16 protein-coding genes are annotated in these 21,431 nt (G+C 64.9%); 11 read left to right on the top strand and 5 right to left on the bottom strand.

Annotation, left to right across the window (positions count from 1 at the left end):
* Positions 1-196 precede the first annotated feature (196 nt).
* The 7 genes from VC212_RS13035 (at position 197) to VC212_RS13005 (ending at position 6,610) form a co-directional block, all read left to right on the top strand.
* Positions 197-481 carry a DUF4190 domain-containing protein gene (locus VC212_RS13035; RefSeq protein ID WP_055854845.1) on the top strand — a complete coding sequence of 95 codons (285 nt, stop codon included), beginning with the start codon at positions 197-199 and terminating at the stop codon, positions 479-481.
* A gap of 2 nt (positions 482-483) precedes the next feature.
* Positions 484-1,251, top strand: a complete 768-nt coding sequence (locus VC212_RS13030; RefSeq protein WP_055854842.1) for a class I SAM-dependent methyltransferase — start codon at positions 484-486, stop codon at positions 1,249-1,251.
* A 4-nt stretch (positions 1,252-1,255) separates the two neighbouring features.
* Positions 1,256-2,311 carry a quinone-dependent dihydroorotate dehydrogenase gene (locus VC212_RS13025; protein ID WP_055854839.1) on the top strand — a complete coding sequence of 352 codons (1,056 nt, stop codon included), beginning with the start codon at positions 1,256-1,258 and terminating at the stop codon, positions 2,309-2,311.
* A complete protein-coding gene (gene murB / locus VC212_RS13020) occupies positions 2,308-3,360 on the top strand; it encodes a UDP-N-acetylmuramate dehydrogenase (protein ID WP_115561889.1) in 1,053 nt (350 codons plus the stop codon). The genes VC212_RS13025 and murB overlap by 4 nt, the downstream gene beginning before the upstream one ends.
* Entirely contained in the window at positions 3,354-4,265 is a 912-nt protein-coding gene (locus VC212_RS13015) for a DMT family transporter (protein WP_323526014.1), read from the top strand. The genes murB and VC212_RS13015 overlap by 7 nt, the downstream gene beginning before the upstream one ends.
* Before the next feature lie 198 nt (positions 4,266-4,463).
* A complete protein-coding gene (locus tag VC212_RS13010; RefSeq protein WP_323526083.1) occupies positions 4,464-5,141 on the top strand; it encodes an aspartate/glutamate racemase family protein in 678 nt (225 codons plus the stop codon).
* 188 nt (positions 5,142-5,329) lie between these two features.
* Positions 5,330-6,610: an MFS transporter gene (locus VC212_RS13005; protein WP_323526082.1), complete on the top strand. Its 1,281-nt coding sequence runs from the start codon at positions 5,330-5,332 to the stop codon at positions 6,608-6,610.
* A gap of 133 nt (positions 6,611-6,743) precedes the next feature.
* On the opposite strand, the gene VC212_RS13000 is transcribed toward VC212_RS13005, so the two are convergent.
* On the bottom strand, positions 6,744-7,442 hold the full coding sequence (locus tag VC212_RS13000) for a phosphatase PAP2 family protein (RefSeq protein WP_115511908.1): 699 nt from the start codon (positions 7,440-7,442) through the stop codon (positions 6,744-6,746).
* Complete coding sequence (gene ispG / locus VC212_RS12995) at positions 7,423-8,688, bottom strand: flavodoxin-dependent (E)-4-hydroxy-3-methylbut-2-enyl-diphosphate synthase (protein WP_055854823.1); 1,266 nt, start codon at positions 8,686-8,688, stop codon at positions 7,423-7,425. Before ispG ends, VC212_RS13000 begins: the two co-directional genes overlap by 20 nt.
* A 120-nt stretch (positions 8,689-8,808) precedes the next feature.
* Here ispG and VC212_RS12990 point away from each other — a divergent pair, with 120 nt between their 5' ends.
* On the top strand, positions 8,809-10,035 hold the full coding sequence (locus VC212_RS12990) for an ATP-binding protein (RefSeq protein WP_115511910.1): 1,227 nt from the start codon (positions 8,809-8,811) through the stop codon (positions 10,033-10,035).
* The gene (locus tag VC212_RS12985) at positions 10,032-10,598 is read left to right on the top strand and encodes a response regulator transcription factor (protein ID WP_055854817.1); all 567 of its coding nucleotides are present in this window, start codon (positions 10,032-10,034) and stop codon (positions 10,596-10,598) included. Before VC212_RS12990 ends, VC212_RS12985 begins: the two co-directional genes overlap by 4 nt.
* 53 nt (positions 10,599-10,651) lie before the next feature.
* Here VC212_RS12985 and VC212_RS12980 read toward each other — a convergent pair whose 3' ends face one another.
* Positions 10,652-11,644: a glycoside hydrolase family 5 protein gene (locus VC212_RS12980; RefSeq protein WP_055854873.1), complete on the bottom strand. Its 993-nt coding sequence runs from the start codon at positions 11,642-11,644 to the stop codon at positions 10,652-10,654.
* 426 nt (positions 11,645-12,070) lie between these two features.
* Between VC212_RS12980 and VC212_RS12975 the strand changes: the two genes are divergently transcribed.
* Positions 12,071-13,924: an EAL domain-containing protein gene (locus tag VC212_RS12975; protein ID WP_323526013.1), complete on the top strand. Its 1,854-nt coding sequence runs from the start codon at positions 12,071-12,073 to the stop codon at positions 13,922-13,924.
* 205 nt (positions 13,925-14,129) lie between these two features.
* Here VC212_RS12975 and VC212_RS12970 read toward each other — a convergent pair whose 3' ends face one another.
* Positions 14,130-15,692, bottom strand: a complete 1,563-nt coding sequence (locus VC212_RS12970; RefSeq protein WP_055854870.1) for a sodium/sugar symporter — start codon at positions 15,690-15,692, stop codon at positions 14,130-14,132.
* A 259-nt stretch (positions 15,693-15,951) separates the two neighbouring features.
* Entirely contained in the window at positions 15,952-18,564 is a 2,613-nt protein-coding gene (locus VC212_RS12965) for an exo 1,3/1,4-beta-D-glucan glucohydrolase (RefSeq protein ID WP_323526012.1), read from the bottom strand.
* A gap of 435 nt (positions 18,565-18,999) precedes the next feature.
* Here VC212_RS12965 and VC212_RS12960 point away from each other — a divergent pair, with 435 nt between their 5' ends.
* A complete protein-coding gene (locus tag VC212_RS12960) occupies positions 19,000-20,955 on the top strand; it encodes an alkaline phosphatase PhoX (protein ID WP_323526011.1) in 1,956 nt (651 codons plus the stop codon).
* Positions 20,956-21,431 lie beyond the last annotated feature (476 nt).

Genomic DNA, 21,431 nt, shown 5'->3' with positions numbered 1-21,431 from the left:
ACGTCTCGGCCGGGACCGGAGCCCATTCGGTAACGCCTCCCTGCCCCACGCAATCAGACAGTTCAGGCCCCTCTTCCCGGCCACTGATGGCCCGGCGATCGCGTTTCCGCCGCAGACGGCACGCCATTCGGGCGGCCGCTCTGGGATAATCGGCCCACGCCAGCCCTCTGCTGCCGCCAATCTCTAGGAGTTCATGATGAACGTTGTCGTTCGACAGACCAGTGCCATGGCGATCGTCAGCCTGGTCGCAGGCATTCTCGGCTGGACGCTGATCCCGTTCCTCGGCAGCGTGTGCGCCATCATCACCGGCCACCTGGCGCGCGCAGAAATCCGCCGCAACCCGCAGGGGCTGGAAGGCGACGGCTTGGCGATCGGCGGGCTGATCCTCGGCTGGCTGGCAGCGGCCATGTGGCTGATCGGCATTGCAATCTTTGTCCTGTTCTTTGGCGGCATGGCCTGGCTTGCGGCCGCAAACAGTTGAGCATGGCCGCGCCCTCCTCGGCCCAGCGTTTCAACGACCGCGTGGCGGCCTATGTGCGCTACCGGCCCAGTTATCCGCCGCAGTTGCTGCGCTGGCTGCATGACGAACTTGGCATCACCCCAGCGACCGCGGTGGCCGATATCGGCGCCGGCACCGGCATTTCCAGCCGGTTGTTTCTGGAAGCCGGCTATGCGGTCACGGCAGTGGAGCCGAATCCGGCCATGCGTGAGGCCGCGCAGCAATGGCTGGCGGGTTTCCCCAAGTTTCAGGCCATCGATGGCACGGCCGAAGCCACCGGGCTGGCCGATGCCAGCATGGGTCTGGTGTCTGCCGCGCAGGCCTTCCACTGGTTCGACACCCAGGCCATCCGTGCCGAATGGGCGCGCGTGCTGCGGCCCGACGGGCTGGCGGTGATCTACTGGAACTCGCGCGAGCTGGACACCACCGCCTTCTTGCGCGGCTACGAGCAACTATTGCTGGACTACGGCACCGACTACTCGGCAGTGGCAGAGCGCTACCAGGACGATGCGACCATGCAGGCCTGGTTCGGCGATGGGTTCCGTGCGATGGCGCGCTTTCCCAATGTGCAGCGACTGGATTTCGACGCACTGCGCGGCCGCCTGTTGTCGTCTTCATACGCGCCGCTCGCACACGACCCACGCCATGCGCCGATGCTCGCCGCGCTGCGCACGCTGTTCGACGCGCATGCACAGGACGGGCAGATCGACTTCCAATACCAGACCCGCGTGTTCGCAGGAAAATTGAACTGACCCCATGTATTCGCTTGCCCGCCCCCTGCTGTTCACCCTCGATGCCGAGCGCGCGCATGCGCTGGCGCTGCGCTCCATCGACATCGCCTACCGCACCGGCACCACGTCGCTGCTGGCCAAGCAACCGGTCCCGCTGCCGACGCCGGCATTCGGGCTGATGTTTCCCAACCCGGTCGGCCTTGGCGCCGGCCTGGACAAGAACGGCGAACACATCGATGCGCTGCTGGCGTTGGGCTTCGGCTTCATCGAGATCGGCACGGTGACTCCGCGCGCGCAGGAGGGAAACCCGAAGCCGCGCATGTTCCGGTTGCCGGAATATCAGGCGGTGATCAACCGCATGGGCTTCAACAATCTGGGCGTGGATGCGCTGGTCGCCAATGTGCAACGTGCGCGCCGACGCGGCGGGCTGCTCGGCATCAACATCGGCAAGAACAAGGACACGCCCAACGAAGACGCGACCAGCGACTACCGCTATTGCATGGAGCGCGTGTATCCGCTGGCCGACTACATCACCGTCAACATTTCCTCGCCCAATACCGCCGGCTTGCGCGAGCTGCAAGAAGAACAGGCGCTGCGTCGGCTGATTTCCGATCTGCGCGAAACCCAGGAAGCATTGGCTGCGCAACATGGCAAGCGCGTGCCGATGCTGGTAAAGGTGGCGCCGGATCTCAACGACCGCGACATCGATGCCGCCGCACGCGTGTTGGCCGATCTGGCGGTGGATGGCGTGATCGCTACCAACACCACGGTGACGCGCACCTTGATAGCCAATCATCCGCTGGCTGGTGAGGCCGGCGGCTTGTCCGGCGCGCCGTTGCTGGGGCAATCCACCCTGGTGCTACGACGCTTGCGCGCACGCCTGCCCGAGTCGATTCCGTTGATCGGCGTGGGCGGCATCAATTCTGGCGCCGATGCATTAGCCAAAATGGCGGCCGGTGCGAGCCTGGTGCAGTGCTATAGCGGCCTGGTGTATCGCGGTCCGCCGTTGATCGGCGAGTGCGTCGACGCCATCCGTCGTCGTCGCGAAGCGCCCAGCGGTGGCGCGGTTTCGCCGCTATGAGCGATGCAGTGCAGACCGGCTGGAGCTTGAGCGCGCATGCGCCGCTGCGTGCGCTCAACACGTTTCATGTCGAGGCAACGGCGCGCTGGTTGCTGAGCATCCACACGCCCGAGGCATTGCCGCAGGCGCTGGCCGCGCCTGAGGTTGCCGAGCTTCCATTGCTGGTGCTTGGCAGCGGCAGCAATGTGCTGTTGGCCGGCGACCCGCAAGGTTACGTGCTGTGTTTCGAAAATCGCGAGATCGCCATCATCGCGCACCACGCCGACCACGCCATCGTGCGCGCCGGGGCCGGTGTGAACTGGCATGCGTTGGTGCTGTATTCGTTGCAGCAAGGCTTGTCGGGCCTGGAAAATCTGGCATTGATCCCCGGCACTGTCGGCGCCAGCCCGATCCAGAACATCGGTGCCTACGGCGCGCAGGTGGGCGACTTCATCCACGTGGTGGAAGCGTTCGATCGGCTTAGCCAGCAGTTTGTGCGGATGACCGCGGCCGAGTGTGCATTCGCCTACCGCGACAGCGTGTTCAAGCAGCAGCCCGAGCGTTATCTGATTGTGGCGGTGGAATTCAATCTGCCGTTGCTGCATGAACTACGCCTTGATTACGCCGGCATTCGCGAAGAATTGGCCAGCATGGGCGCCGAACTGGCGGGCGCGGCCGACGTGGCGCAGGCGGTGATCAACATCCGTCGACGCAAGCTGCCGGACCCCGATGTGCTGGGCAATGCAGGCAGTTTTTTCAAGAATCCATTGTTGCCCAGCGAACAGATCGCCGCGTTGCAGGCCACCTTCGCCGACATGCCGGTGTATCCCGGCGAGCAGCCAGGCCAGGGCAAGTTATCGGCCGCGTGGTTGATCGAGCAATGCGGCTGGAAGGGCCAGCGCGAAGGCGATGCCGGCGTGTCCCCCGACCACGCGTTGGTGCTGGTCAACTACGGCACTGCCAGCGGCGCGCAGTTGCTCGACTTTGCGCGGCGCATCGCCGAATCGGTGCGCGAGCGTTACTCGGTGATCCTGGAACCGGAGCCACGCATCATCGGGGCGCATTGGTGACTGCTGCATCGGCGCCCGTGCGCGCCGCCGTCTGGATGCTGATCAGCACACTCGCGTTCGGCCTGATGGCCATCACCATCCGACTGGCATCGAAGAATATCGCCACTACCGAGATTGCATTCTTCCGCAATGCATTCGGGTTGCTGGCATTGCTGCCGTTGCTCATCGGCCCCGGCAAGACGCTGCCGCGTACACGCCAACTGCCGCAGTATCTGGCACGCACGTTGATTGGCCTGGCCTCGATGCTGTGCGGGTTCTGGGCCATCGGGCATCTGCCGCTGTCGCAGGCGATTTCGCTGTCCTATTCCACGCCATTGTTCGTCACCGTGCTGGCGGTGGTGTGGCTGCAAGAGCAGGTGCGCATGCGGCGCTGGCTGGCGGTGGCGGCCGGGTTTATCGGTGTGCTGGTGATTTTGCGCCCGGGCTCATCCACCTTCAGTCCGGGGCTGTTGATTGCATTGCTGGCTGCAGTGATCAGCGCCATCGTCGCGATCCAGATCAAGCAACTGTCGCGAAGCGACGACTCGGATACGGTGGTGTTCTACACCTATGTGTTCTGGGTGCCGATGTCGCTGATTCCGGCGCTATTCCAGTGGACGTTGCCGCACGGCATCGACTGGTTGTGGCTGGTGGCGACCGGCATCTTCGGCACTGTCGGGCAGTTGTTCTGGACGCGTGCGCTGAAGATGGGCGAAGTGTCCGCGCTGCAGCCGATCAGCTTCATGCAGCTACCGCTGGTGGCCTTGCTGGGCTGGTGGTTGTTTGGCGAGGCCATCGAGCGTCACACCTTGATTGGCGCGGCCATCATCATCGGTGCCAACGTCTACATCGCCCATCGCGAAGCGGTGCTGGCACGTCGTGCTGCCACGCATGCCCCGGTGGAGGGCGCAAAACCGGGCGAGTGACGCGACAGCGATGGGCAGTACGCGCGCAGTGCGCTTGGTCTCACGCGTCATCATGCGCACCACACCCAAGGCAGTGGCGTCACGGCGCACGAGCAATTACCGGCGGCCATCTGGCACTGCTGTCACGCGACTGAGGTCGTATGCGACCATGCAGGCGAACACGGTTGCGCCAGGACACTGCACGTGAAAACCATCGGGATGATCGGCGGCATGAGCTGGGAGTCCACCCTGCCCTACTACCGACATATCAACCAGGCCATTCGCCGCGAACGTGGCGGGCTGCATTCGGCCCGATTGTTGCTGTACAGCGTCGACTTCCACGACATCGAACGCCTGCAGCACGCCGGCGACTGGGAAGGCGCAGGACGCGAGATGGCGGCCGCCGCGCGTGCGCTGCACGCTGGCGGCGCGGACTTCATCGTGCTGTGCACCAACACCATGCACTGCGTTGCCGATGCGATCACCGCAGCAACGCCACTGCCGTTGCTGCACATCGCCGATGCCACCGCCGATGCCTTGCTCGCGGCAGGCATCACCCAGGTCGGCCTGCTCGGCACGCGCTTCACCATGGAGCAGCCGTTCTATCGTCAGCGTCTGGAAGCACGTGGGCTGACGGTGTCGATACCGCCTGCCGATGCACGCGCGGAACTGCATCGGGTGATTTACGAGGAGCTGTGCCAGGGCGTGATCGATGCCGGGTCGCGCACGTATTTTCGTCAGGTCATGGCCGAACTCGACCGGCAAGGCGCGCAAGCGATCGTGCTTGGCTGCACCGAGATTTCATTGCTGGTGGATGCCGACGATGCAGCGCGGCCGCTGTTCGATACCACCGTGCTGCATGCCGAAGCAGCGGCGTTGGCAAGCCTGCGCGCTTGATGCGTTACCACGGGCGCAGGCACCACGCGTTTACCGAAACCCGCATACGTGCCATCCAACACAAGCATGCAAGCTGGACTCTCTTGGCGCGCTAGCATTGCCGCCTGCACTTGTACTGCTGCCCACGCGCATGCGCGCCATCACCCGCTACAGGATGTCACGCCTTGAAGACCCAGCCATCCACAGGCATTGCACCGAAGCCGCACCTGAAACGCGGCGACTACAAGACGCTGGCCTTGTCTGCGCTGGGCGGCGCGCTGGAACTGTACGACTTCATCATCTTCATCTTTTTTGCCGCGGTGCTGGGCGAATTGTTCTTCCCTCCCGGCATCCCGGAGTGGATGCGCCAGCTGCAGACCTTCGGCATCTTTGCCGCCGGTTATCTGGTGCGTCCGCTCGGCGGCATGGTGATGGCCCATTTCGGCGACCTGCTCGGTCGCAAACGCATGCTCGGCCTGAGCCTGCTGCTGATGGCGTTGCCAACGCTGTGCATCGGCCTGTTGCCGACCTACGCGCAGATCGGCATCGCTGCGCCGCTGCTGCTGCTGGGCGCGCGCCTGTTGCAGGGTGCCGCAATCGGCGGTGAGGTGCCCAGCGCCTGGGTGTTCGTCGCCGAGCATGTCCCCGCGCACCGCACCGGACTCGCCTGCGGCACCCTGACCGCCGGCCTGGCCGGTGGCGTATTGCTCGGCTCACTGGGCGCCGGCGCCCTCAACCGCCACTTCAGCCCTGCCGAGATCGCCGACTATGCCTGGCGGCTGCCGTTCCTGGCGGGCGGCGTATTCGGGCTGGTATCGGTCTACTTGCGGCGCTGGCTGCACGAGACGCCGGTGTTCGCAGAACTGGTCGCCATGCGTGCGCTGGCGCGCGAAACCCCGCTCAAGCTGGTGCTGCGCGATCATCGGCCTGGCGTGCTGCTGTCGTTGGCATTGACCTGGATGGTGGCCGGCGGCGTACTGGTGGTGTCGTTGATGACACCTGGCCTGTTGCAGAGCAGTTACCACTACCCGGCGGCAGTGGCGCTGCAGGCAAATAGTCTGGCGATCGTGCTGCAGGCTGCGGGGTCGGTGGTGGCCGGTGCGTTGGCCGACCGTTACGGCAATGGGCGCGTACTGCTCATCGGCAGCGTCCTGCTGGGCGTTTCGGCATGGTTGTTCTACCGCCTGGCCGGCGATCCACAGCTGGTGTTTCCGTTGTATGCGCTGCTGGGCGCCGCACTGGGCGTGCTTGGGGTGATCCCGCGCATCATGGTCGGGGCGTTCCCGCCGGAAGTGCGCCTGTCCGGCGTGTCGTTCGCCTACAACCTGGGCTATGCCGTATTTGGTGGGCTGACACCGCTGCTGGTGGTGATGCTGGCCAAGCAACATCCCATGGGACCGGGCTATTACATGGTGTTACTGGCAGTGATCGGCACGACGGTTGGATTGCAGCTATCGCGACGGGAACGTGCCGGCCATCCGTCTGCGTAGAGCGGCATCTGACAGAACGAGCAATCGTTGACCGGGGCGTCCAGCGCGGAGCAACCGAATACAACGTGCACATGCCGCACCGAACATCAGCCGCGCATGCCTGCCCATTGCGCAGTCGCCCGGTTACCCTGGCTTAGCCCGACACGACCGGGCGACGCCAATGCGGCCGCCGTGCGCCGCGGAACATCACCAGATACAGCCCCACCACCCATACCAACGCCGCCGACCAGCCGCCGAGGATGTCGGAGGGATAATGCACGCCTAGATAGATGCGCGAAATGCCCACCAACGCGGCGAACAGACTGGCGGCGATGGTCACCGGCCAACGCCAGCGCGTGCGCCATGCCAGCGCGATGACCACGGCGGCGAGCGTCATCGAGCCCATCGCGTGGCCACTGGGAAAGCTGAACGTGCTTTCCGGCGCGATCGACTCCCACAAACTGGGCCGATCGCGTTGGAAGAACTGCTTGGCGCCCATGTTCAACAACGCCGAACCAGCAAATCCCAGCGCCGCAAAGGTGCCCTCGCGCCAGCGCCGCAGCGCCAACAACACCACCACGATCGCGATATCGATCGGGATCACGCCGTACTGGTAGCCCACCTTGGAAATCACGCCGAAAAACGCATCAAGCCCGGGCGTTGCGATGCTACGCATGCTCCACAGCAAGGGTTCGTCGAAATAGAAGTTTTCCAGCTCATGCACTTCATCGGCCAGGTCCACGAACAGACCCAGCGGCAGCAGTACGCCGGCAAACAACAGCGCCATGCGCCATGCATTGTTGCGCAGCCAGACGCTGAAACCGGCCGGCGATTCAGCCGGCGCGGCGGACATACGTGCGTTCGACGTACTGATCGATCAGATCGATGAATTCATACGCGATGTTTTCGCCACGCAAGGTGACGCTTTTTTCGCCATCGATGAACACCGGCGCCGACGGCGCTTCGCCCGTGCCCGGCAACGAGATGCCGATATTGGCGTGGCGCGATTCGCCCGGGCCGTTGACCACGCAGCCCATCACCGCCAGGGTCATGTTCTCGGCGCCGGGGTTGGAAATCTTCCACTCCGGCATCTTGGCGCGCACATGGTTCTGCACCACGCCGGCCAACTCCTGGAAGAACTCGGAGGTGGTACGGCCGCAGCCCGGGCACGCAGTGACCATCGGAGTGAAGGCGCGTTGGCCGGTGGTCTGCAGCAGCTCCTGTGCGACCACCACTTCCTGGGTGCGCGACTGGCCCGGTTCCGGCGTCAACGAAATGCGGATGGTGTCGCCGATGCCTTCCTGCAGCAGCACGCTCAACGCCGCGGCCGAGGCCACGATGCCCTTGCTGCCGATGCCGGCTTCGGTCAGGCCCAGGTGCAACGCGAAATCGCAGCGCGTCGCCATGTCGCGATACACCGCAATCAGCTCCTGCACGCCGGATACCTTGGCCGACAAGATAATGCGCTCGCGCGACAAACCCAGCTCCACCGCACGCTCGGCCGAATCCACCGCAGACCGGATCAGCGCCTCACGCAATACGCGGCTGGCGTCCCATGGCGTGTCGCGCTTGGAATTTTCGTCCATCAGCTGCGCGGCCAGCGACTGGTCCAGCGAGCCCCAGTTGGCGCCGATGCGCACTGGCTTGTCGTATTTGATTGCGAATTCGATCAGCTGCGCGAATTGCAGATCCTTCTTCTTGCCGAACCCGACGTTGCCAGGATTGATGCGGTACTTGGCCAACGCTTCGGCACAGGCCGGCTCGGCAGCGAGCAGCTGGTGGCCGTTGTAATGGAAGTCGCCGATCAGCGGCACTTCGATCCCCATCATGCGCAGCTTGTCGACGATGCGCGGGATGGCGGCGGCGGACTCGGCGTTGTTGACGGTCAGACGTACCATCTCCGAGCCGGCGCGCCACAGTTCGGACACCTGTTTGACGCTACCGGCGATGTCGGCGGTATCGGTGTTGGTCATCGACTGGACGACCACCGGGTGGCCGCCGCCCACGATCACACTGCCGATCTTGACGGCCTGAGTGATGCGGCGCGGCCAGGCGGTGGCGTCGGCGGGAGGGGTTGGGCGGGTCACGGCGTCATACATGGCGCTATTTTAGCCTGTCCGTCGTCCGCTCACAGCTGAAGCGTCGTGCGGGCCGCCATCCCGGCCGATGCGACGGTTTGTCGCAGGCCATCACGTCCCTGAGCGCATAGCATTGCCCAGATGAACAGCTCCGACGCTTCCTTCCTGCGGACCCTGTGTAGCCTGCGCTGGCTCGCCACCGCCGGCCAGGCCGCCACCATCCTGGTCGCCTCCGGCCTGATGGGCTTGCACCTGCCGCAACAACCGCTGTGGGCCGGCGTCGCCGCGCTGGCGGTGTTCAACCTGTATGCGCAGCTGCGCGTGGCGCATCGCGGCGCGGTGAGCCCGGCCACCGAGTTCGGCCACATCCTGGTCGATGTGACGGTGCTGACCTGGATGGTGGGCTGGAGCGGCGGCATCGCCAACCCGTTCGGCTCATTGTTCCTGGTGCTGATCGCGCTGGCCGCGCTGGCCCTGCCGCTGAGCTGGGCGATGGCCGTGGCGGCGTCGTGCGTGGCCGGCTATGTGATCAGCGCCGCGTTCGGCCTGCCGTTGCCGTACGGCAGCTTCGACCCGCTCAGCCTGCACATGTGGGGCATGGCGGCCAACTTCCTGCTGTCTACGGTGGTGGTGCTGGCCTTCGCCACCCGGCTGGCGTTGTCGATGCGCGAACGCGAGCGGGAAATCTCCACCCTGCGCGAGCGCTTCGCCCGTAATGAGGGCATCGTCGCGCTGGCCACGCATGCGGCGTCGGTGGCGCACGAACTCAACACGCCGCTGGCCACGATGACCCTGCTGGTCGACGACATTGCCGACCAGTGCGATCAGAACGAACTGCGCGAAGATCTGGACACCTTGCGCGAGCTGTTGGTGCAATGCCACGAACGCGTATTGGCGCTGGCCGCGCCGGCCGACAACGGCCATTTGAGCCGCGAAGTGGCAGTCAAGGATGTGCTGGAGCAGTGGCGGCTGGTGCGCCCTACAATCGAACTGCGTCGCAACGACGACGCACCGATGCGGCTGATGCTGCAGCCCGGCGTCAGCCATCTGCTGATGGTGCTGCTCAACAACGCCGCCGATGCCGGCGAACGCGCCGGACGCCCGCAGATCGATCTGACCTTGCGGGTGGAACATGACCATCTCAGTGGCGAAGTCCGCGATTACGGGCCCGGCTTCGACACCGCGCAAGCCATGTTGCCGGGTACCTTGTTCAACAGCGGCAAGCACGATGGCATGGGCGTCGGTCTGGCGCTGTCGCACGCCACCGTCGAGCGCTTGCAGGGCGAGTTGTGGATGCTGCCCGCCGAAGGCAGCGGCGCCCGCGTCGGTTTCCGCCTGCCGCTTTCCGAACACGAGGCTTTGGCATGACAAGCACTCCGATCCGCACCGGTCTATTGATCGACGACGACACCTTGTACCTGCGCACCTTGCAACGCAGCCTGGCTCGACGCGGCGTGGAAACCCTGACCGCCACCGATGCGGCAAGCGCGCTATCGATCGCGCGCAGCGCGTTGCCGGATTTCGCGCTGGTCGATCTCAAGCTCGGCCACGATTCCGGCCTGAGCCTGATCCAGCCGCTGCGCGAAATTCGCGCCGACATGCGCATCCTGCTGGTGACCGGCTACGCCAGCATTGCCACCGCAGTGGAAGCGATCAAACTCGGTGCCGACGACTACCTGCCCAAGCCGGCCAATATTCCCACCATCATGCGGGCGCTGGGCGAAGAAGACGACGACCTGCCCGAGCCGAACGAAGAAGAAACCGCGCAGGAAATGATGACCCCGCTCAGCCGCCTGCAGTGGGAACACATCCAGCAGGCGCTGCACGAAACCGGCGGCAACGTCTCCGCTGCCGCACGCTTGCTGGGCATGCATCGGCGCTCACTGCAGCGCAAGCTGACCAAGCGGCCCAGCCCTGGACCGTTGCGCTGACCGGGCGCTGATGCCGCCCGGGCAAAACGTAACCAGTCGCCGCGACCATTGAGTCAGCGCTGCCTGGCACCGAACACGCTGGCCCTGCGCGACGTTGCACGGATGCCGTCGGGGCCTTGAATGAGCGTGCGACCCCAGCTACTGAGCCGCGTCGGGTCCCAGCCCAGCACGATATCCAGCGATTGCGTGCTGCTGTCGTTGCCCGACCACGACCAGCCCATGTAGCCGACGTTGTACTCGCGCGCACGGCGCATGATCGACGCTTCATCGACCTGCGCGCCGCGATGGTCGGCGCCGAATTCGCCGACCACCAAGGCCAGTCCATTGCTGCGAAACGCACGCAGATAGCTGTCCACGGTCGCATCGTTAGCGAACACTTCGTACATGTGCACGCTGAAGACCAGGTTGCGGCGGCTGTCGAGCGCCAGCAACGCCGCAGCGTTGTCGCGCATGTAGAACTGCCAGTCCTGGCCCCAGTTGGGGGCATCCACCATCAACGCGTGGGTGAGGCCGGCATTGCGCAGCGTGGCGATCGCACGCGCATGGCCGGTGACCCATTCGCTGGCACTGAGGCGGTTGCCGAACGGTTCGTTGCCGATATTGAGGATGACGTAGTTCTCCTGCCCCACCAGCGCGCCACGCACGCTGGTCCAGTAGTTGGCGGCATCGGCCAGGGTGCCTGCCGCGCCGTCTTCGCCGTAGCCGGTGGTGTCGTGCACTTCCAGGACGGCGATCAGGCCCAATGCCTTGCAGCGCGCGATGATGCGCGCCACCTCCGCCTCCGGCGTGCGGTTCCAGCGGTGGCCGCTGCTGAGCACCACTCGCACGCTGTTGGCACCGGTGGCGGCAATTTGCGCCAGCGCAGCATCGGTGCGATCGGCAAACCAGGCATGCGGCAGGTTGATGCCACGCAGGACCAGCGTGTTGCCGTTGGTCTCTCGCAACTGTGTACCGGACACGGACAGGCCGGCGTGCGCGGCCGAGGCCAGCGCAAGACCGGCGACCAGCAGCACCAGGCGCTGCGCCAGACGATTGAAGATCTTCATGATCGGCTCCAGGAGTGGGTAGCGCGGGCGCGTCGACACGCACTCGCATGTCCGGCCCACGTGCGCCCAACCGTGCCGGTGGCCGGCGGGCGCGATCTGCGGCTGGTTCACAGATCCGAAAAAATTGCGGGATGCAGACCGAGCGCGCAGACCAGGCACCAGCCCGCTGGTAACGTTAACTTCCGTGTGTTCAAGCGACTTGCGGTGTCGGCATGACGACGCGCCCAGCCTGACAGCGCAACGCACTGGTGACACGCGGCAGCGCGCACTCGCGTGCTGCAGCGCGAAAACCGGATCTGCCGCGTGAGCAGTAACAACAGCGCGCGCGCTCCATCCGCCGCGCTGCAGCATGCCGTTGCGCTGCTGGCAGCTGAATAAGCCGGCACGGTCACGTCAAGTGGATACGGCCGAGGCCGATAGAGCCACATGCAATCCGTGCCCACCTCCGATACTGAAGCGACCTCCATGTCCGACGAAGCCACCCGTCTGGCCGTTCTACGCGGCCTGTGCCTGCTGGATTCGCCGCCGGACCCGATGTTCGAAACCATTGCCGCGATGGCAGCGCGCAGCCTGGGCGCGGAGATCGCGCTGGTGTCGCTGGTGGACGAACATCGCCAGTGGTTCAAGGCGCGTGTCGGTCTGGACGCACCGGAAACTCCGCGCGACCAGGCGTTCTGCGCGCATGCGATCCGCTCGGACGAGGTGATGGTGGTACCGGATGCGCAGCTGGATCCGCGTTTCTGCGACAACCCGCTGGTGCTGGGCCCGCCCTTCATCCGCTTCTACGCAGGCGCGCCGTTGCGGCTGCGCGACGGTCACCGCATCGGCACCCTGTGCGTGATCGGCACCAGCCCGCGCGAGGGTCTGGATGCGGACGCCTTGACGCATCTGCAGGACTTGCGCGATCTGGCCGTGCTGCGGGTGGAAAACCTACGCAGCACCACCTATCGCGACGGGTCGACCGGGCTGCCGAATCGTTCGCGCTTTGGCGAAGATCTGGATGCCTGGCTGTTGCAGCGCGATACCGCATCGACCACCACTGCGGTGGCGGTGGACATCTGCGGCAGCGACTATTTCCGCGACATGGTCAAGGCGTTGGGCTGGGACTACGCCGACGGGTATGTCGCGCTGGCACAGCGTCGCCTGGCCGCCTACCTGCCTGCCACCACGGTGCTGTACCGGCTGGACCCGACCACCTTCGGCTTCCTCACCCAGGCCGAAAGCCAACGCCTGTCCAGCCTGTGCAACAAGGTGTCCAAGGCGTTTGCCGAGCCGCTGGATCACCAGGGCATCCCGCATACCGCGGTAGCCTCGATCGGCGCGGTGTCGCTGCAGACCAGCTACGGCGCGGCCGACACCATCCGCTCGCTGACCACTGCGGTGGACGTGTCGCGCGAACGCTGCTTGGCGTGGAGCATGTACGAGCGCAAGCACGATGTGGCACAGCGCAACACCTTTCGTCTGCTCGCCGCCCTGCCCGCCGCGCTGGACAGCGCCAGCCAGCTGCGTCTGCATTACCAGCCGCGCGTGGACTTGAACGATCACCGCTGTGTGGCGGTGGAAGCGCTGCTGCGCTGGCAGCACCCGATGATCGGCCCGGTGATGCCATCGGACTTCATACCGATGGCCGAAAAGACCGCGCTGATCAACCGCATCACTGCCTGGGTCATCGATAGCGGCATCGCCCAGGCCGCGCGCTGGCAGCAGCAGGGCCTGGACTTCAACCTGGCCTTGAATGTGTCGGCGGCCGATCTGGACCGTCCCGGCTTTGCCGGCATGCTGCGACGCGGGCTGGAACGTCACAAGCTCGACCCGCGCCGGCTGGAAATCGAATTCACCGAAAGCGCGATGATCCGCCACCCCGATCATCTGGCCGAACAGCTGGCCGATGTGGCCGCGTTGGGCGTGCACATCGCCATCGACGATTTCGGCACCGGCTACAGCAATTTCAGCTACCTCAAGCAGCTGCCGGCCAGCTCGCTGAAGATCGATCAATCCTTCATCCGCTCGCTGCCGGACAACCGCACCGACCGCACCTTGGTGCCGGCGATGATCCAGCTCGGCCACAGCCTGGGCCAGCGCGTGGTGGCCGAAGGCATCGAGTCGGCCGAGGCGTATGCGCAGTTGCGCGCCTGGGGCTGCGACGAAGGCCAGGGTTACTGGATCGCCAAGCCGATGCCGGCCGCCGCACTGGAAACCTGGCTACAGACGCCGTGGCACGCGCAATTCAACGCGCCGGCCACGTTGCTTGCAGCAAGCCTGGCTGCGGCGCGGGTGTAAGCACGCGCACCCGATGCCTGCACCATCGCGCGCTGCCGCTACGCAGCCGCTCGCCATGCAAGCAACGTGACTGTCACTGGTTGCTACGCCAGCGACGAACGCTGTAACGCAACGCGGCGCGACACCGAAGTGTCGCGCCGCGTTGTTTTTCAGCCCTGGAGCAGCCGACAGACGATGCGTCGGCAACTCCATACAACTCCCTGACTTACCAGAACACCGTGTACAGCACGATCAGGATCGCGATCACGCCGGCTGCGCCGATCTTGAAGCCCAGCGTGGTGCCGTAGGCCACATCGTCGGTACGAATCAGGTCACGTGCCTGGGTGGGTGCGGTCATCAGCGACACCACCACCGCCAGCACCAGTGCGGCCAGGAACACCACGCCGATACGGTCCATGAACGGCAGTTCCGGCCAGGCGAATTTCAGCGCGAACGACAGCACCACCGAGCCGATCGCTGCGGTCAACGCACCTGCTTCGTTGGCGCGCTTCCAGAACAGGCCGAGCATGAAGATCACCACCACGCCGGGCGTAAAGAAGCCGGTGAATTCCTGGATGAACTGAAAGCCCTGATCGAAGTTGCCCAGCAATGGACGCGCGGTGAGGATGCCGATCAGCACCGACACTGCGGCCACGATCCGGCCCACGCGTACCAGCTGCTTCTGCTCGGTCTGCGGGCGGAACTTGGCGTAGAAATCCAGGGTGAAGATGGTTGCCACCGAATTGATCTTCGATGCCAGCGACGCCACGATCGCCGCGACCAACGCCGCAAACACCAGACCCAGGATGCCGGTCGGCAGCAACTGCATCATGGTCGGATAGGCCTGATCGGGCTTGGCCAGATCCGGCGCCAGCACCACCGCGGCAATGCCCGGCACCACGATCACCAACGGCATTAGCAGCTTCAAAAACGCCGCAAACACCATGCCCTTCTGCGCTTCGCCGATGTTCTTGGCGGCCAGCGCGCGCTGGATGATGTACTGGTTGAAGCCCCAGTAGCTGATGTTCATCACCCACAGCCCGCCGAGCAGCACGCTCAGGCCCGGCAGATCCTTGTAGAACGGGTTGTCCTTGGTCAGGATCATGTGGAAGTGCTCGGGGTGCGCGGCCCACAACTGCTTGAAGCCAGCCAGCACGCCGGCGCCATCGCCGATCCGCGCCAGCGTCAGCCCGGCCACCAGCAGCCCGCCCAGCACCAGCAGGGTGACCTGCACGATATCGGTCAGCGCCACCGCCTTCAGCCCGCCATACAGCTGGTAGACCAGCGCAAACACGCCGATCAGCGTCAGCGCCAGGGTCTGGTCCATGCCGGTGACCTGGCTGACGGCGATCGACCCCAGCCACAGGATCGAGGTGAGATTGACGAACACGTACAGCAGCAGCCAGAACACCGCCATCAGCGTGCGTATCCACTTGCCGTAACGCTGCTCCAGGAACTGCGGCATGGTGTAGATGCCGTTGCGCAGGAAGATCGGCAGGAAGAACTTGCCGACGATCAGCAGCGTCAACGCCGCCATCCATTCGTAGGACGCAATCGCCAAGCCGATCGCATAGCCGGAGCCGGCCATGCCGATGATCTGTTCGGCAGAAATATTTGCGGCAATCAGCGAAGCGCCGATCGCCCACCACGGCAATGACTTGCTGGCCAGGAAGTAATCCTCGGCGCTCTTGCTGTGGCCTGCCTTCTCGCGCGACACCCACTGCGCGAGCACGAAGATGCCGGTCAGGTAGACCAGCACAATCACGATATCCAACGTCGCCAAACCCACTGCACTCTCCTGTCTGGCTCTGGGGTATGCGCCGACGATCAGGCAGGGCTGCAGAATGCCGCCGCAGCGCACCAGGTGCGCAATGGCAGCGCGGCGAACCGCGTCTGCAGGCCATCCCGGCCGATCGACAACACCGCCCCCGCGGCGGCTGATGGCACCACCGCGATCGGTGGCCGCTTTGAGACGTCGCCGGAAACGGCGACGCACCTGTTTCGCTTGACCTGCACCGTGCCCGGAAGCGTGCCTCCGGGCATGGGGATTACTTGACCGCGCAGTCCACCGCGACGTCGGCTTCGTTGAGCGCGCCCAGCGCGATCTTCGACACCGCCAGATCCAGTGCCGCACCGCTTTCGATGCTGGCGACCTGGGTCAGTTTGGTGACGTCGGCACCTGCCTTGGCAAAGCACTTGAGCGGGATTCCGACCACCTTCCACTGGCCTTGCGGCAGTGCGGCCAGGGTCTTCTGCGCATCGACGCGACCGCCGCACTTGTCGCCACAGCCCACGCCCAGCCACACCGGCGCGGTCACTGCGCTGTCGCGGCGCATGGTCAGCTGCAGCTGCACATCGCCGTTGCTCTCACGCGAGACATCCACCGGCTTGCCGGACACCAGCAGCACGCTGGCGGTCTTGGCACCGGACCACACCAGACGCCGCGCATCTTCCTGCGCCTTGTGGTCGACTGCGCTCATCTTCAGGCTGCCATCGGACAGGCCCACCGGCAGGGTGGTCGCCGGCATGTTGGCCTGGCCCGCGTTGGACAGCTGCATCGCAATGCCAAGCGCCGGCTTGCCGCGGACGAAGTACACCCCGCCCACCGACTGCTCGCCGGACACGCCGGAGTCTTCCGGCAGTGCGGCCAGGTCGCCCTTGTCGGCGTAGGTCAGGCCGAAACCGAACTTGAACTGCGGGTCGTAATCCTTCTGGCCCACGTTGTTGGCGAACTGCACTGCGGTCTTGGGCCAGGAGAAGCTCAGCTTGCCCTTGAAGTCGTTCTGCACCGTGCCATCGGCCTTGCGCAGCAGCACGTCAGCCAGGCCTTCGCCTTCCGAACCCGGCAGCCATGCAGCGACGAACGCATCGGCCACGTTGATGTACTGGTTCATCCACAGCGGACGGCCGCTCAGGAACACCGCCACCACCGGAATGCCGTCGGCCTTGAGCTTCTTCAGCAAGGCCAGCTCGCTGTCGTCGCCCGGCTTGTACAGCAACGTGGCGATGTCGCCCTGGAATTCGGCGTACGGGTTTTCGCCGAACACCACCACCGCCACATCCGGCTTGGTCTTGTAGGCGCCATCCACAGCCAGCTCGGCGGTGCCGCCGGCGGCCTTGATCTGCTTGTCCAGACCTTCCCAGATGGTGTTGCCGTTGGGGTAGTCGCTGCGCTTGGTGCCGGTGCCCTGCCAGTTCAGCGTCCAACCACCGGACTGCTTGCCCATGTCGTTGGCGCCATCGCCGACCACCAGCACACGCTTTTTTGGATCCAGGGGCAGGATGCCGGCCTGGTTCTTCAGCAGCACCAGCGACTCGCGCACCGCCTGACGGGCGATGGCGCGATGTTCCGGCGCGCCCAGCAATTCGTACTTGCCGCCGAGCGGACGCTTGGACGGCTTGCCGGCTTCGAACAGGCCCAGGCGCAGCTTGACGCGCAGGATGCGGCGCACCGCATCGTCCAGGCGCTCGGCCGAAATCTGGCCGGACTTCACAGCCGCCAGTTCGGTTTCATAGATGCCCTTCCAGCTGTCGGCAGCCATCGCCATGTCGACACCGGCAATGAATGAGGCCGGGCAGTTGTCGTTGGTGCAGCCCTTGACCTGGCCCTGGCCGTTCCAGTCGCCAACCACGAAGCCACCGAAGTTCATGCGGCCCTTCAGCACGTCGGTCAGCATGACTTTGTTGCCGTGCATCTTTTCGCCGTTGAAGCTGTTGAACGAGGCCATCACCGTCTGCGCGCCGGCCGCAATCGCCGGCGGGTAACCGGCGGCGTGGATGTCGCGCATGGTGGCTTCGGACACCTTGGTGTCGCCCTGATCCTTGCCGTCGGTGGTGCCGCCGTCGCCGACGAAGTGCTTCACCGACGAAATCACGTGGCTGCCATCCAGAAACTGCGGAGTGCCCGGAATGCCCTGCACGCCTTCGACCATCTTGCCGGCGAAGCTGGCCACCACATCCGGCGACTCGGAATAGCCTTCGTAACTGCGGCCCCAGCGGTCGTCCTGCGGTACCGCGACGGTGGGCGCGAAGGTCCACTCCATGCCGGTGACGCGGGTTTCGGCAGCGGTGACTTCGCCGATCTTCTTGATCAGCTCCGGGTTGCGCGTGGCCCCTAAGCCGATGTTGTGCGGGAACAGCGTGGCGCCGACGATGTTGCTCTGGCCGTGCACCGCATCGATCCCGAAGATGATCGGAATCGCGTTGCCGCCCTTGGAGGTGTCCATCGACGCCTCATAAAAGGCGTCGGCCAACTTCAGCCACTCGGCCGGGCTGGCGTTGTACTTGCCGCCGGGATCGGAGTTGCCGCCGGCCAGCACCGAGCCGAGGCGGTACTTGCGCACATCGTCCGGGGTCAGGCTGGCGATGTCGCCCTGGATGGTCTGGGCGACCTTCTCTTCCACGCTCATCTTGGCCATCACGTCGGTGACGCGCTGCTCCAGCGCCGCATCCTGCGCAAACGGCCACTTCGGCGACGGCCACTGGTCCGGATGGATGGTGGTAGACGCTTCGGCAGGCGCTGCGGCCGGCGCGGTCTTGCTGGCCTCGGCAGTGGCATCCTTGCCTTGGCAGGCGGCCAGCATGAGCACCGCCGCAGCGGTAGCCAGAGAGAGGGCGCGGCGCGCGACGGGCGCGGCGGTACGGCGAAGCAGCATGTCCAAGATCCGGGTCTCCAGGGTGGTTCTCCCACGGCGATGCGTTGCGCCGCAGGCCATTAGGCGGCGTACGCTTGCGTGATTCCCCTACCCTGTCAACCACGCTCGCCCGTATGCCGAATGACGGCCAACTTATTGGCCGGGGCTATAGCCTTGGAATACCGACAGCACCTGTCAAACCACGGAAAATCGCCAAATCCGGCGCGCCGTTTGGCCTTGGCCCATCTCGTACTTTGCTGCATCGCACCACCGGACTCGGACCGCACTGCGCAGGCGCTGCGCCTCGCAGCGAACTGGTCGCGTCCGCTTTACGCGCGGCATCCGAACCGACGCCAACGGGTGAGCTCGCCGTCAAACAACTGTCATATCCCGGGCCTAGCGTGACCCGCTTGCCGATGCGCCACCGGCCATCGTTGATCGTTGTCTTTGCCTGGAGTTCCGATGTCTGCCTCCCCCGACCCCTCCCGTCGCCGCCTCATGCAACTGCTGGCGGCCGTTCCCCTGTTGCCGCTCGGCAGCGCCAGCGCCGCCGCGCTCCAGCAACTTAGCGGTGCCGCCATGGCCGCGCGTGGGTTGCGGCCATCGGAAAACCCCACCCGTCTGGTCTCGGCCACCTTCCATGGCATGCCTGCGCCCAGCCTGACCAACCCGGCCGCGATGGCCACCACCACGGTGGGCTCGGCACTGACCGTGGCCCGCAGCGACGGCAGTACCCAGCGCTACGCATTGGCCTACCACCCGTTCTTCATCACCGGCGATCAAGTGCCCGACGGCAAGGGCGGCACCGTGCTGGCCGGCGGCTATTACGACATCCAGCATCGCCCCATCATCGACCGCTCCAAGCCCGGCGCCGAGCGCCCGTTCTTTTCCGACTGCCCGGACGGCTCGTCGCTGCTGACCCTGCCCAATGCCAAGGTGACCGGAGTCAAGGGCAATCACGTGTTTGCGGTGGTGCAGTTCGAATACACCACCCGCGACCAGGCCGGCAACGACACCAACCGTCACCTTCCGGCGCCGATCGCGGTGCTGACGCTGGACCAGGACCCGACCACCGGCAAGCTATCGCTGGTGAAGTACCACAACGTCGACACTGCGCCGGTGCACGGGCTATGGACCACCTGCGGCGCCAGCCTGTCGCCGTGGAATACCCACTTATCCAGCGAAGAGTACGAACCCGACGCCACCGCGCTGGCCAGCAATACCCAGTTCCGCAGCTACAGCACGCATCTCTACGGCGACCCGACCAAGGCCAACCCGTATCACTACGGCCACCTGCCGGAGATCACCGTGCACCCGGATGGCACCGGGAGCGTGCGCAAGCACTACTGCCTGGGCCGCATCTCGCACGAACTGGTGCAGGTGATGCCAGACCAACGCACCGTGCTGATGGGCGACGACGCCACCAATGGCGGGCTTTTCATGTTCATCGCCGACCGCAAGGCTGACCTGTCGGCTGGCACCTTGTATGTCGGCAAGTGGCACCAGACCTCGGGCATCGGCCCGGGTGCGGCCACGCTGAGCTGGATCAAGTTGGGCCACGCCACCAGCGCCGAGATCCAGGCGATGGCCGACCGCCTTACCGCCGACGACATTCTCGACGTGCATCTGAGCGACCCGGGCGATGCCAGCTTCACCAAGATCCCGTTCAACGGCACCTTCAACTGGATCCGCATCAAGCCCGGCATGGAAAAGGCCGCCACGTATCTGGAAACCCACCGCTACGCGGCATTGGCCGGCGGCAGCCTGGGCTTTACCAAACTCGAAGGCACTACCGTCAATGCAAAGGACAAGGTCGCCTACATGGCGATGTCCTACATCGTCACCAGCATGCTCAACGGCTCGGGCGACGTGAAAGTGCAAGGCCCGGAATCCGGCGCGGTGTACGCATTGAATCTACGTGGCGGGCAGCGCGACAGCCACGGTGCGACGATCCACAGCGACTGGGTGCCAATCGATATGGCCGCCCCGGCCGCGCTCACCGGCCATGACCTGGCCAGCGCCGATGCACTGGGCAATCTCGCCGACCCGGAACGGCTGGCCAACCCGGACAATCTCAAGTTCTCCGAAGCGCTGCGCACCTTGTTCATCGGCGAAGACAGCAGCCTGCACGTCAACAACTTCCTGTGGGCCTACAACGTGGACAGCGGCGCACTGACACGCGTGCTGTCGGTGCCGGCAGGCGCCGAATCCACCGGCCTGCATGCGGTCGACCAGATCCACGGCTGGACCTACGTGATGAGCAACTTCCAGCACCCCGGCGATTGGGAAACCCCGCTGCACGACACCGTCAAGGCCACCCTGGACCCGCTGGTGCGCGCCAATTACAAGAACCGCTTTGGCGCTGCAGTGGGGTATCTCACCGGCGACCCGGTGGCAGTGCAATTGAGCAAGGCGTAAGCGCAGGTTGTCGTCGCTCGCAGTGCTGGCAAAGCGCTGCGAGCGGCACCGTCTTTCTGTCGTTGCAACTGGGCGATGGGCGACGGACGCTTGCGCGAGGGCGCGCTGGTATACGGCTATCTGATGCAAACAACGCAAGACGTCGAATCCAATCCATCTGCTTTTTGTAATTCGGCAACCTGCATTTCTGCAATTCGGCAACGCGTTTGTTCTGCAACACCGATGTCTGCCGAGGCTGGGAGATCGGCGCCCGTCTGTGCAATCGCGGTCTGCCTGCGGCACAGATGTTGAGCGACTGACACAACGTAGCGAGCACTCGCCTAGTAATGAATGCAGTGGTGTTGCACGCTGCAGATCATTCGCTCTGTTTTTTGATCCATCCGACTGTCTCATTCCATCCAGACACAAGATGCAAAAGCAGCAAAGGATTTGAGTCGTAGAGGCGTTTGGATACAGTCAGAAGCTGAGTGAGTCGA

The sequence above is a fragment of the Xanthomonas sp. WHRI 8932A genome, from assembly GCF_035012785.1.
Taxonomy (GTDB): domain Bacteria; phylum Pseudomonadota; class Gammaproteobacteria; order Xanthomonadales; family Xanthomonadaceae; genus Xanthomonas.
The sequence above is the reverse complement of the archived record's forward strand: the minus strand, read 5'-3'. Positions and strand labels throughout refer to the sequence as shown.